Raw genomic sequence first — 13198 nt, 5'->3', positions numbered from 1 at the left:
AACTTTTGGACACCTTAAACAAAGAAAAGGCCAGTTTTAGCGCTGGGCATTGCGGCAAACTGGACGCGTGGCCCACCATGATCCAAATAACGCAGATCAGACTTTTCAATTGGATGGTTGCATGGTAGGGGGCAGGCGCAAATCACGGGGCTGACATGGGGTCTGCCCCTGCGATACAAGGATATTTAAAAAATGGCTCTCGAGCGTACATTCAGCATCATCAAACCCGATGCCACCCGCCGCAATCTAACCGGCAAAATCAATGCGAAATTCGAAGATGCAGGCCTGCGCGTTGTAGCGCAAAAACGTATTCATATGACCAAAGCGCAAGCAGGTGTTTTTTATGGGGTTCACGCCGAACGCCCATTTTATGACGAGCTTTGCGAATTTATGTCGTCAGAGCCCGTGGTTGTTCAGGTTCTAGAAGGTGAAAATGCAATTGCCAAAAACCGGGAAGTTATGGGCGCAACCAACCCAGCAGATGCAGCGCCAGGCACAGTACGCGCCGAATTTGCCGAGTCTGTGGGCGAAAACTCTGTACATGGCTCTGATGCCCCAGAGACCGCAGCTGTTGAAATCGCGTATTTCTTTTCTGGCATCGAACTGGTTGGCTAAGCTTTGAATTTGGGCGAAAGCTTTTTCTTTCGCCCATTTTTCTTTTCTACGACGCCTATTCGGTCAAGTATTTTTTCCAACTCAGTTTTCGCCGCATCGCCATTGGGTACAGACTGCGCTTTGAGCGCATCAAACCTATCCCTAAGATCACGTTTTTCTTGGCCTTGGCAATCGTTCCACGGGCGGCCCTGTAGTCCCATAACGATGACGTAATAACCGATGAAATGCGGACGTACTCCCGAATTTAACAGCTTAAGATAACCTGCATCCGCCCCAATGTCGCGCAGGGTCTCGGCATCATTTATGCCGGCGCGTTGAAATGCAGACTCTAGTGCAGGGCCAATGTTGCGAATGGTGGAAAGAGCTTCAGCCATCAGCCAACTGGGTGGCAAAAGCGCATAATGTTCGTAAAGCCGCACCAAAGGCGTCATCGGATATTGTCATTGCTACACGAAGATGCCCAGCGGCAGACTGGCCAAAACTTTCTCCCGGCATGACGGCAATTTGATGATCATCAAGCAACCGGTTTGCAAATTCAATTCCACTCAGTCCGGTGGCGCGGATATCCAGCATCAAATACATTGCGCCTTGCGGTGCAACTGCTTTCACTTTCGGAAAATCCCGCAAGATATCCAAAGAAATTTTCCGTCTCCGCGCAAAAGGAGTGGAAATTTTTTTCTCTAATTCTATGCCCTGTCCAAGCGCAAAAAGCGCGGCATCCTGCACAAAGCCGGCAACGCCGTAGGTGGTGTTGGTTGCCAGATGGATCATATGCGCAATCATATCTTCTGGCCCAACCACCCAGCCGATCCGGCTGCCTGTCATGGCATGGCTTTTCGACATTGAGCCAATGACCAATGTGCGTTCAGCCATCTGCGGCAGGCTGCGCGGTGTAATATGTGTCCCCGACCACACTTGGGTGTCATAGACCTCATCCGAGATCAGCCATAAATTATGTTGGCAGCATACCTCTGCAATATTTTGCATTGTTGATGTGGAATACACAGTTCCGGTTGGATTATTTGGGGAGTTGATTAAAAGTGATTTTGCCCCTTTTGCCGCCTTATCCAATTCTTCGCGCTGCGGTTGGAACCCGTGCTTTGATCGGGTTGGAACCGCAATTGGGACAAGGCCTTGTGCCCTAAGAGTGCCGGGATAGGTGGTATAGTAGGGATCAAGATAAAGCGCTGTATCCCCGGGATCACAGGCCGCCATATGGGTGGCAAAAAGTCCCGCCTGACCGCCGGGCGTGATCAGCACATTATCGCGTGTCGTTGCAATGCCAGTTCGCTTAGTAACCCTATCTGCAACGCTTTGGCGCAATGCTGCAGAGCCTGGCACCATAGCATACCCTGTATTGCCTGCGGCAGCAGAGGCATGCATCGCCTTTAAAATACTTGGATCGGTTCGGATATCATGTTCGCCTATGGTCAGTTCGGTGATCTGGTGTCCTTCGGCCATTAATGCGCGCGCGCGTAGAAAAACTTCCCAGCCGTCAGAGCCCTGATCATTTATATTGCTTATGCGATGCGATGCCTGCACGATTCTACTCCGCCAAAAAACTGCTCCATATGGGACAGTGACATGCACAAAAGTCAAACACTTATCGGTTGCAAACGAAGCCGCTTTCGCTTAACAAGACCATATGGAACACATTACGATCATTTCGATCTGTATTGCTTGCTGAAAACTTTCAGCGGGCCGGTTCTTTCGTCATTTTCAAACCAGAACAAAGTTGCTAAGCCCGCCAATCAGCGCCGTAGAAAGGCTTGTACTCAATGACGACTATCACACTGCAAAACTCAAAAACCCGCAAAAAAGAACGGTTTGTGCCGATCGATCCGGAAAATGTCCGGATGTATTTGTGTGGCCCAACAGTGTATGATCGCGCCCATATGGGCAATGCGCGCAATGTGATTATGTTCGATGTGCTGTTTCGCCTGTTGCAGCATGTTTATGGCCCAAAGCATGTGACCTATGTGCGCAATTTTACCGATGTTGATGATAAAATAAATCAGCGCGCGGCTGAAAGCGGCCAATCTATTTCGGCCGTGACCGAAGAAACCATCGCGTGGTACATTGAGGATATGGCAGCGCTGGGTAATCTTGAACCCAATCATATGCCAAGGGCTACGGAATATATCGCCGAAATGATTACCATGATTGAGGGGCTGATACAAAAGGGCCATGCCTATGCTGCCGACGGGCATGTGCTATTTTCAGTGCAAAGCGATCCCGAATACGGACAACTTTCGGGGCGGTCAGTAGATGACATGATTGCCGGTGCGCGGGTAGAGGTTGCACCCTATAAGCGCGATCCAATGGATTTTGTACTATGGAAACCTTCGAGCAGCGATCAACCAGGCTGGGAGAGCCCTTGGGGAGTGGGACGTCCGGGCTGGCATATTGAATGTTCTGCCATGTCTCATGACTTGCTCGGGGCGAGCTTTGATATTCATGGCGGCGGCAATGATTTGCTGTTTCCCCACCATGAAAATGAATTGGCGCAAAGCCGCTGTGCCCATCCAGATCATGGATTTGCCAATTATTGGCTCCACAATGAAATGCTGCAGGTTGACGGGAAGAAAATGTCCAAATCTTTGGGCAACTTCTTTACTGTACGTGACCTGCTTGATCAGGGGTACGCAGGCGAAGTGATCCGGTTCGTGTTTCTTTCAACGCATTACGGCAAGCCAATGGATTGGACCGATACCAAAGCCCGTGAGGCGGAAAAAACGCTTCGTAAATGGCGGGAAATCAGCGCGGCAGCCGATGCGCCCGGCACAGTTGACGTAGCGGTGGTCAAGGCTTTGGGTGAAGATCTAAACACTGCTGGCGCCATTACCGCATTGCATGGTTTGGCCTCTAAAGGCGATGCTGCTGGACTGCGCGCATCGGCAGAGCTTTTGGGATTGCTTGGCGATCATCTGGGGGACTGGGCGGCCGCTGTTGATTTGTCTGCTTACGAAGAACGCCTATTTGCCGAGCGCGAAAAAGCCATGCAAACCAAGGACTTTTCCGAAGTTGATCGATTGAAAAGTGCCTATCAACACGCCGGTTTGGAAGTCAGGATGAGCAAAACTGAGGTGACCCTTGTCCCCTCAGCAGGCTTTGATATAGCCCAATTGGACAACTTGGGTTAAACTAGGCAAAAAAGCTGCAAGATCAGCGGATTGGGCAAATATATGGCAAAGCAAAGGCTCTATCTTTACGACACGACACTGCGCGATGGAGCGCAGACCCAAGGCGTGCAGTTTTCCACCCAAGACAAAGTGCAAATTGCCACTGCTTTGGATGAGCTCGGGATTGATTATATCGAGGGCGGCTGGCCCGGCGCCAATCCCACCGACAGCGAGTTTTTCGATCAATCCATGAAAACCCGCGCCACCTTAACAGCCTTTGGCATGACCAAACGGGCAGGGCGGTCAGCGGCCAATGATGATGTTCTTGCTGCGGTGATGAATGCGGATACGAAAGCGGTGTGCCTTGTGGGCAAAAGCCATGATTTCCATGTGGAAAAAGCATTGGGTATTTCGCTTGAGGAAAACCTAACCTCTGTTCAGCAGTCTATTGAACATATCGTTGCGCAGGGCCGTGAAGCGCTGTTTGATGCAGAGCATTTCTTTGACGGCTATAAGGCAAATCCAGCCTATGCGATTGCGGTGATTAAGGCGGCTTATCATGCCGGTGCGCGCTGGGTGGTGCTATGTGATACCAATGGCGGCACACTGCCGGCCGAGGTAAGCGCGATTGTTGGCGATGTTATTGCGGCGGGGATTCCGGGGGATCATTTGGGCATCCATACCCATAATGACACCGAAAACGCGGTGGCCAACTCATTGGCGGCAGTGGATGCGGGCGCGCGGCAAATCCAAGGCACGCTCAATGGCCTTGGTGAGCGCTGCGGCAATGCCAATCTGGTATCGCTGATCCCCACGCTTTTGCTCAAAGAGCCCTATGCGAGCACCTTTGAGACTGGCGTAAAACAGACGTCTTTACAGGGGCTTACACGTACCTCGCGGCTGCTTGATGATATTCTCAACCGGGTTCCCATGCGGCAGGCGGCTTATGTGGGGGCGTCTGCTTTTGCCCATAAGGCCGGGCTGCACGCCAGTGCGATCGCCAAGGATCCCAGCACCTATGAGCATGTGGACCCTGCGCAAGTGGGCAATGCGCGCATCATTCCGATGTCCAATCAGGCGGGTCAGTCGAACCTGCGCGAACGGCTGCGCGCGGCGGGCATTGCGGTCGAGCGGGGCGATCCGGCGCTGGGCCGTATTCTTGAGGTGATCAAATCCCGCGAGGCCGAGGGATATTCCTATGACACCGCGCAGGCCAGCTTTGAGCTGCTGGCGCGGCGCGAGCTGGGCCAATGCCCCGAATTTTTTGAGGTCAAGCGCTACCGCGTTTCGGTTGAGCGCCGCAAAAACAAGTATAATCAAATGGTTAGCCTGTCCGAAGCGGTCGTTGTGGTCAAGGTGGATGGGGTCAAAAAACTCTCGGTTAGCGAGTCGATGGATGAGATTGGCGCCGATCGCGGGCCGGTCAATGCGCTGGCCAAAGCGCTGGCCAAAGACCTTGGGCCCTATCAGGATGTGATTGATGATCTGCACCTTGTGGACTTCAAAGTGCGCATTACACAAGGCGGCACCGAGGCGGTGACACGGGTGGTGATCGACAGCGAAGATGCCCAAGGACGGCGCTGGGCCACGGTGGGGGTATCGCCCAATATTGTGGATGCCAGCTTTGAGGCCTTGCTTGATGCGATCAACTGGAAACTGATCCGCGATCGGGGCTAAAACCGCCAAATTCCCACGTCGGTATTGCGTCCGTATCACGGCAGTTTCGCGGTGGTGGGATTTTTGATGGGTTTTTGGGGGAAACGACGCTTCAAAATTCTTGATCAGGCATGGAAAGTGCCAATAAATCAAAATGTATATTTCTCTTTTAAATAGAATGTAATAATTGTATACATATTTAGATTGATAAATTAAAAAATTTACCAAGCAGTACGATCATAAAGCTAGAGGATTAGATCATTGGAGTGCTGGATGAGCGCGATTGGCTCACGTTATAAGCTAAAGGAATTTGGTGATGTCAGAAGAGCAGAAGACACTGGATGTTGAGGCGATTGTTGATCGGGCGTTCGAATACTTTGATAAACTTATGAAAAAGTCCGGAAACTTGCATGGGGTTTTGTTGGAAGGTTTAGAACCCAAAGATAACGGATGGATTGTTTCCATCGGTTTCGATGGAGGTGTCGAGGAAACTTCGCAAGAATCCGGAAATTTTGCCAAGTCTATTCTGGGTAATTTTAATGAAAAGACCACCAAGACCACCAAGACCATTCGACTTGTGCGGTGCGTCCATTTGGACAATCAAGGTAACTTCGAGAAACTTACTTGAGCCGTGGCCTATGTTTTGTTGGATAGCGGACCGCTGGTATTGTTTGTTTTTGGTACTTTGCGGCTTGATCTTGTTGGAACAGGAAAGACCCAACAGCATACTCAAAGAATGTGGCAGAAATTGAATGATGAGTTACTAGAAATTCGTAAACACATCTCATTGCCAAACGTTCTAACTGAAGCCTCCAACCATCTAGGATCTGGTAAACAACAAGCAGTTGATGGTGCCGCTTTCGCATTGAGCCGCTACATTGCAAATCTTGAAGAGATATTTCAGCCTAGTAAAAACGTTACTCAACTTTCAGAGTACGAGAAGGTAGGCCTTGCGGATGCTGCCATTATTTCATGTGTTCCTCGGCTGAAAAAAGAAAAAGTTCGAGTATTTACCCAAGATTATCAGTTATACAACCGACTTTCACAGTCTGATGTAGACTGCGTGAATATCATGCATTGGCTTACCCCAAATCGAAAATATTATTCATAAATACTGCGCGTTGAATTGGTATTACAAATTAAGCCCGACACCAGTTTAGCTCTACCGTTTGCATACTTCTGTTCACTTTTGGCTGGAAGCTGTTCTAGATTGACTTCTCACAAACGGTCCCTCTGGCCCAATCCTCCCCATTTGCCCCTTGAGCGTGGGGGCGCTATATGCCAGAGGGCAACGGCTGTCTGCCCCAAAGGTCTCTATGGCGTTGTCTGATGATATCTCTGCCTGCGCCCACCCGCGCAAATGCGGCCGCCGGCGGCGAAGGGCTAAATGCCCCGCGCCTCTGCCGGTTTGATTATTTTGCTTCGAAACTGCCGCACCAGTCCATGGGTTTGACCACCGGCCAGAAAGCCAGCTTATCCTGGGCAACCGCGCTTGGCGGATTTACTCTGCAGGCGCCCAAATCTGATCCTGCGGTGACCTGACGGTCTTGATGCTTAAAATAAGCGCATTTGTTACAGGCTTCTGCCATCCCTAATCTCCTTCAACGGTTTTGACATGTATCGGTATGGCTTGCACGCGCTGGCTAACCGATGTCTCTAAAATTAGAATTTTTCTAAAGAAGTCAAGAAAAAGTAATAAAAACATATAGTTGACTATTTTAGTCAGTAATAATTGTCTGATTTAAACACCTAAAATCATTAAGGTTTCTTAAAAAGATAGCCTCTTGGCCTGCAGATATTTTTTTGCAAATAAGAAAGAAAATCACTGGTCAGGGCGGTGCTGTGCTGCGGCCTATCAAACGGCGGGCTTGTGAGCGCGTGGGTAACTTTAAGCTTTCAAACCTTGGCCACATTGATTGCCGGGGCCGGGATCGCAATTGACCGCTATCAGCAAGGCGCAGGAAAATATTTACAAATTGAAGATATTCGCTGAGGTCACTCTTATAGAAATGGAAACCCTAGGGGCGCTCAGGCGGGACCATTACATATGCCTTGCACCTGACGAGCATCGCCGCAACCTGACCGTTCGGGATGTGCCGGTAAACCATCTTGTTGGCAAGCGCTTCTGGGTGGGCGATGTGGTATTGCTTGGCGGTCGGCTTAATACGCCCTGCCGTTATCTTGATCCGGTGACCGGTAAAAGCGTTTGTGATCTTTTAAAGCATCGCTCGGGGCTGAATTGTGCAATCCTTGAGGGCGGCGATATAAAGGTTGGGGATGAGGTTAAGCGTTCCACCTAATGTGCGCCATTGCAAGACTTTGCAAAACCCTGTGCCCCAAAGCGATAAAAGCCCCGTGTGCAGCGCGCTAAAAGCGGTAAGACTTGGGGACAGCGGCCGGGCAACCATCGCTAAAAGCGCATATAACGTTGCGGCCACCGGGACCGCTTTGGATTGTGTATCTGCCGTCGTTTAATTATGGTGCGAAAAAATTATATTAACAGCGCTGCCTAAAGGGGTGGAAACGCCCATCAATAGATAATCAGCAAATGCATTAGAAAGTGAATAATATGAAAAACCGATTGACCCAATTTGTATTGATATTTGTCATATATATCGTCGTAGATGTTGCCTACCAGATGTCGTTCGGGCTAAAATTCATGGGCGGGCTTTATGAAAGCGCTGGTATTCGTGATGTGATGTCAGAGCAGCCTAACCATGCTTGGACGATTTTGCTTTTCTTTATTATGATTGCCTTTGTTTTGCTAAAACTGGCTGTGCAGCCGGCGATTGAGAAAGGCCAGTATCGGGCTGCAATCCAAAACGGTGCGCTGGTTGGGATTGCGGCCTATGGCACCACGGGGCTTGTTTTTTTATGGACCATCACCGGGTTTCCATTTTTGGCGCTTGGCGAGTTTCTGGTAGAAGGCCTTGTGTTTTGCTCGGTCTCAAGTGGGTTAACGGCCTATCTGGTGCTGCGCAAAAGTTGATTTTTTACGTTTAATTGCGGTGCTTTAGCTAAGGTTTTTGGCTTTTTGCAGCCTGCGCATAGGGCGGCGTCGCCCTGCGGCCGCAGGCGTATCTTTATTTAGCCTCGCTGATCGGGGCGCTGTAAAACTATGGCAACGTTCCACTGCGCTCTTTGACCGGACGCAGGGACGGCGCTGGGCCACGGGTGGGCGTTTCGCCCAATATTGTGGATGTCAGCTTTTGAGGCGCTGCTGGATGCGACCCGTTGGAAACGGGTCCGCGATCGGGGCTAAAACCGCCAAATTCCCACGTCGGTATTGCGTCCGTATCACGGCAGTTTCGCGGTGGTGGGAATTTTGGTGGTTTCTATTGAAATGTCGGGAAACAGGTTACTATTTGCGGGTGCGCATTCGTGAGGTGCCAGCCGTGGAAGTTTAAATTAAACCTAGTAATTTAGAATCCTTTCGCATGCATCGATCTACTTTTGCAGCTCGTCGATTTCTATGGCTGTCACGCTTCCAATGAAGTAGCATTCAACATAATTTTTGTTTGTATGCTATGATCGACGTGCATACATTTTTAAATTATGGTAAGGTGACGTTATGTGTGGGGATGTAATATGAGACCAATCGGCATCGACTTATTCGCCGGTGCCGGGGGTTTAAGCCTTGGCTTCGAGCAGGCAGGATTTGATGTTAAAGCCGCGGTTGAGATCGACCCGGTTCATTGTGCTGTTCATAAATTCAACTTTCCTGACACGACTGTGATTCCCGTGTCAGTGGCAGACCTTTCAGGTAGCGAAATCAGGAAGCGCGCAGGCTTAACTGATGAGAAAATTGATTGCGTCTTCGGTGGAGCGCCGTGCCAGGGATTTTCCCTGATCGGCCATCGCGTACTCAACGATCCGCGTAACAAACTCGTTCTAGATTTTGTTCGGCTTGTAAGGGAGCTAGATGCTGAAAGTTTCATCTTCGAAAACGTCAAAGGACTTACTGTCGGCAAACACAAGGTATTCTTAAAAGAATTGGTAAACACGTTCGATCAGGCAGGTTATGAATGTCGCTTGCCTTGGAAGGTACTCAATGCGGCTCACTTTGGCACCCCGCAATCGCGTGAGCGCTTCATTCTGATGGGTGTGAAAAAGGGCAAGACGCTTCCCACATATCCAATGCCAACAACAAACATCTCTGGAAGGCCAAAGCTTTACCAAGAATTGGAATTTGGGCCATCGTGTGCCGATGCGATAGGCGACCTACCCGACGCAGACATCTTTGAAACGCTCAACGTCTACGATTCTGTTAGGACAGTTCGGTTTGGCAACCCATCTGAGTACGCGGCTGATCTGCGCTGCCTTACGAACAATGCATGGCATTTTGGCTATTTGCGACATTGGGAACCCAATACCCTAACCTCTAGCGCTCGAACAGCACATACTGCAATTTCTAGAAGGCGGTTTCAACAAACGGAAGAGGGAACAGTTGAGCCAATAAGCCGGTTTTTCAGACTTCCAAGAGGTGGAGTCTCGAATACGCTTCGGGCAGGGACGGATGGCGCGAGGGGAGCATTCACCAGCCCGCGCCCGATCCACTATCGCTATGCGCGTTGCATAACCGTGCGCGAAATGGCACGGCTGCATGGATTCCCCGATTGGTTCAGGTTCAATGTTACAAAATGGCACGGAGCACGACAAATCGGAAATTCTGTCCCTCCACCGTTGGCTAGGGTTATTGCAACCAAAATGATTGAAGCACTTGGCAAGAAGCCATCGAGCCCAAGCAACGCTATCTCTCTTGGGGACCCCAAACTTTTGACACTCGATCGTTCCCAAGCGTCGCTATATTTTGGAGTACAGGCCCCACCAAGCAAACGTGACCGGAAAAGCGGCGCAACAAAGCGGAAACAGGAAGAGATTGAGGAAGATCTCAAAACTGAGAGGGTCGCACATGGCTAAAAAATCTAATCGGTATGGCGCTCTTATTGATAAGATATTTTTTGATCTTTACGTGGACGGGGAAACCGAACTCGAATTTGTACGTACAGATATTGAAGACGCTGCCAAGACGCTAAATATACAACTACCAAAGAACTTGGGGGACCTGCTTTATTGGTTTAGGTTCAGGGCTGCTTTGCCTGATAGAATCCTCAACACTCAGCCAGATGGTATGGAGTGGGTAATTGAGCTTGCCGGGAAGGCAGTTTACAGTTTTCGCTTGGTCAAATTTAATCGTGTCTTGCCTCGTAAAGACCTTTTGACAACCGAAATTCCTGATGCCACGCCGGAGCTAATCCGCGCCTATGCGCTGGACGACGAGCAGGCACTTTTGGCTATTGTTCGTTACAATCGACTTATAGACACCTTTTTGGGGCTTACGACATACAGTCTACAAAACCACCTACGCACAACCGTGACAGGCATTGGCCAGATCGAGATCGATGAGCTCTATGTCGGTCTCGATAAACGTGGATGTCACTACGTTATTCCAGTTCAGGCAAAGGGTGGGAATGATCAAATTGGGATGGTCCAAATTTCACAAGATATCCGCTTTGTTGAAGACAAATTCCCGGGAATGCGGTGTCGTGCTATCGCCGCTCAGTTCATGGATAATCAGATTATTGCTTTGTTTGAACTCACCTTGCAAAGCGACGAGATCAAGGTCGTTGAAGAGCGGCATTATCGCCTTGTTCCAGCAAAGATTCTCAATCAAGGATCGATAAGGGATTATCGCGACTGATCGGCGGCTATGGCCGATACCCCCCAATTGCCCCTTGAGCGTGGGGGCGCTATATGCCAGAGGGCAACTGCTGTCTGTCCCAAAGGTCTCTATGGCGTTTTCTGATGATATCTCTGCTTGTGCCCGACTGCTTGAACGCGGCGATGCGGCGCGGTTTCGTGCGGTGATGGCCGCGCCGGCGCCGCTGCGGCCAAAGCTGTTTGCGATTTTTGCCTTTAACCTAGAAGTGGCGCGCGCGCCTTGGATGACGCAAGAGCCGATGATTGCCGAAATGCGGTTGCAATGGTGGCAGGATGCGCTGGGTGAAATTGCAGCAGGGGGCAGAGTGCGCCGGCACGAAGTGGTCACCCCGCTGGCCGACGCGCTCACCGTGCAGGCCGCCGAAGACCTGCGCGATCTGGTCACCGCGCGGCGCTGGGATATCTACCGCGAGCCGTTCACCGATGCAGATGATTTCGGCAGCTATCTGCGCCACACCTCGGGGCGGCTTTTGCGGGTTGCGGCGCAGGCGCTCGGCCCCGGTGACAGTGATTTGCTTGAAGATTTCGGCAGCGCCGTGGGGCTTGCAAATTTTTTCGCAGCCGTGCCTGCGTTAATCGCCGCCGGCCGCCAGCCGCTGCTTGATCCATCGCCCGAAGCGATCCGCGCCTTGGCCGAGCGGGGCTTGCAGCAGCTTGCCAAAGCGCGCGCGGCGCGCAGTGAAGTTTCCGCCCAAGCGGGTGCGGCTCTGCTGTGCGGTTCGGCCGCCAAAGGGGTTCTTATGCAAGCGCGGCGGGCGCCCGAACGGGTGATCAGCGGCTTGCAGCCCGCTTCGCCCTTTGCGCTTCGCGCCGGGCTTTTGCTACGCAGTTTTACCGGCCGCTGGTAAGCTGCGCCGCACTTTGCCGCATTTGCCACAGGATCGCCATTGCCGCCACCGCCAGCAGCGGGATCATAGTCATAATCACCGCATTCCAGCCCTCGGCCGTGCTATTGCCGCTACAGTTCATCAAACCGCCCGAGGCAAAGGACGCGATGGTGATACTGGCCGCGATAAAAAAGTCGTTCATCCCCTGCGCGCGGCCGCGCTCTGCGGGGCTATGGGCGCTGGTTAAAAGCGTTGTGGCGCCGATAAAGCCGAAATTCCATCCCAGACCCAGCAGCACAAGCGCGCCATAGAAATTACCAATGGTGATGCCGTTAAGGCCTGCAATGCAGGCCGCGCCAAGCAGCGCAATACCGCACAGAATAATCCGCTCAACGCCAAAGCGCACAATCAGATGACCGGTGAAAAACGATGGCATAAACATCGCAAGCACATGGGCAGAGACCACATCGGCTGCGGTGTTTTGCGAATAGCCGCAGCCCACAATGGCCAAAGGCGTTGCGGTCATCACCAGCGTCATCATCGAATAGCAAATGATCGCTGCCAGCATTGCGGTGGCAATTTTAGGGCTGCGCAGCAATTCAAGATAGCTGCGACCACCGCTGCTGGTTGCTGCATCCTGATCCGGCTTTGGCAGGTCGAGAAACACAAACACAAAAGCGCCAAACACATTGAGCGCAATCACCGCCATATAGGCGCCAAGAAAGGGGATAACAAAAGCATCCGAGGTGATCTTGGCCAGTTGCGGGCCGATGATGGCGGCCAAAAGTCCGCCGGCCAAAACATATGAAATGGCTTTCGGCCGAAACGCATCCGAGGCGGTATCGGTGGCGGCAAAGCGGTAAAACCCCTGGGCGGACATATAAATGCCGGTAAAAAGACTGCCCAGTAAAAACAGCGCAAAGGAATCGTAGTATAGCCCGAAGCTGCCGATAATGGCCCCGATGGCGCCGGCGCCTGCACCAATGAAAAACCCGGCCTTGCGCCCGTAGCGCTGCATGATGCTTGATATCATCGGCGCGCCTGGGATCGAGCCGATAATAATCACCGATATTGGTAGGGTGGCATAACAGATATTTTCCGCCAGCGACTGGCCTGCAAGACCAGCCAGAATGAAAATAATCGGCATTTGCGAGCCTAAAATGGCTTGGGCAAAAATAAGCACAGCGACATTGCGTTTGGCCTGTGCATCAGGGGAAGAAATTATCATTCAAAAAGTGCTAGTGTGAGACCAAGCGA

The 13198-nt window shown here is 51.3% G+C and carries 14 protein-coding genes; 11 read left to right on the top strand and 3 right to left on the bottom strand.

What is annotated here, in order from left to right; translation table 11 throughout:
- Positions 1-192: 192 nt before the first annotated feature.
- Positions 193-615 (top strand): nucleoside-diphosphate kinase, encoded by a 423-nt coding sequence (locus GN278_10410; GenBank protein XAT61116.1) that lies wholly within the window; start codon positions 193-195, stop codon positions 613-615.
- Here GN278_10410 and GN278_10405 read toward each other — a convergent pair.
- Together GN278_10405 and GN278_10400 are read right to left on the bottom strand one after the other, a co-directional pair.
- A complete protein-coding gene (locus GN278_10405; protein ID XAT62628.1) occupies positions 612-989 on the bottom strand; it encodes a competence protein TfoX in 378 nt (125 codons plus the stop codon). The genes GN278_10410 and GN278_10405 overlap by 4 nt on opposite strands.
- Positions 982-2157, bottom strand: a complete 1176-nt coding sequence (locus tag GN278_10400) for an aminotransferase class I/II-fold pyridoxal phosphate-dependent enzyme (protein XAT61115.1) — start codon at positions 2155-2157, stop codon at positions 982-984. Before GN278_10400 ends, GN278_10405 begins: the two co-directional genes overlap by 8 nt.
- Before the next feature lie 236 nt (positions 2158-2393).
- Here GN278_10400 and GN278_10395 point away from each other — a divergent pair, with 236 nt between their 5' ends.
- The 10 genes from GN278_10395 to GN278_10350 all read left to right on the top strand — a co-directional run bounded on the left by GN278_10395 (position 2394) and on the right by GN278_10350 (position 11962).
- Positions 2394-3758 carry a cysteine--tRNA ligase gene (locus GN278_10395; GenBank protein XAT61114.1) on the top strand — a complete coding sequence of 455 codons (1365 nt, stop codon included), beginning with the start codon at positions 2394-2396 and terminating at the stop codon, positions 3756-3758.
- Positions 3759-3800: 42 nt separating this feature from the next.
- Positions 3801-5414 carry a citramalate synthase gene (locus tag GN278_10390; GenBank protein XAT61113.1) on the top strand — a complete coding sequence of 538 codons (1614 nt, stop codon included), beginning with the start codon at positions 3801-3803 and terminating at the stop codon, positions 5412-5414.
- A gap of 295 nt (positions 5415-5709) precedes the next feature.
- Complete coding sequence (locus GN278_10385) at positions 5710-6021, top strand: hypothetical protein (GenBank protein ID XAT61112.1); 312 nt, start codon at positions 5710-5712, stop codon at positions 6019-6021.
- 18 nt (positions 6022-6039) lie between these two features.
- Positions 6040-6504 (top strand): hypothetical protein, encoded by a 465-nt coding sequence (locus GN278_10380; GenBank protein ID XAT61111.1) that lies wholly within the window; start codon positions 6040-6042, stop codon positions 6502-6504.
- Between the two features lie 218 nt (positions 6505-6722).
- On the top strand, positions 6723-6935 hold the full coding sequence (locus GN278_10375) for a hypothetical protein (GenBank protein XAT61110.1): 213 nt from the start codon (positions 6723-6725) through the stop codon (positions 6933-6935).
- A 434-nt stretch (positions 6936-7369) separates the two neighbouring features.
- A complete protein-coding gene (locus GN278_10370) occupies positions 7370-7693 on the top strand; it encodes a hypothetical protein (protein ID XAT61109.1) in 324 nt (107 codons plus the stop codon).
- Between the two features lie 269 nt (positions 7694-7962).
- Positions 7963-8382: a DUF2177 family protein gene (locus GN278_10365; protein ID XAT61108.1), complete on the top strand. Its 420-nt coding sequence runs from the start codon at positions 7963-7965 to the stop codon at positions 8380-8382.
- A gap of 599 nt (positions 8383-8981) precedes the next feature.
- The gene (dcm, locus tag GN278_10360; protein XAT61107.1) at positions 8982-10313 is read left to right on the top strand and encodes a DNA (cytosine-5-)-methyltransferase; all 1332 of its coding nucleotides are present in this window, start codon (positions 8982-8984) and stop codon (positions 10311-10313) included.
- Positions 10306-11094, top strand: coding sequence for an endonuclease (locus tag GN278_10355; protein ID XAT61106.1), 789 nt, complete (start codon positions 10306-10308; stop codon positions 11092-11094). The genes dcm and GN278_10355 overlap by 8 nt, the downstream gene beginning before the upstream one ends.
- A gap of 91 nt (positions 11095-11185) precedes the next feature.
- A complete protein-coding gene (locus tag GN278_10350; protein XAT61105.1) occupies positions 11186-11962 on the top strand; it encodes a phytoene synthase in 777 nt (258 codons plus the stop codon).
- Here the strand turns inward: GN278_10350 and GN278_10345 are convergent.
- Positions 11946-13169 (bottom strand): MFS transporter, encoded by a 1224-nt coding sequence (locus tag GN278_10345; protein XAT61104.1) that lies wholly within the window; start codon positions 13167-13169, stop codon positions 11946-11948. The genes GN278_10350 and GN278_10345 overlap by 17 nt on opposite strands.
- Between the last annotated feature and the right edge of the window lie 29 nt (positions 13170-13198).

The sequence above is a fragment of the Rhodobacteraceae bacterium Araon29 genome (genome assembly GCA_039640505.1).
In the GTDB taxonomy this organism is placed as follows: domain Bacteria; phylum Pseudomonadota; class Alphaproteobacteria; order Rhodobacterales; family Rhodobacteraceae; genus CABZJG01.
This window is presented reverse-complemented; position numbering and strand designations above follow the sequence as displayed.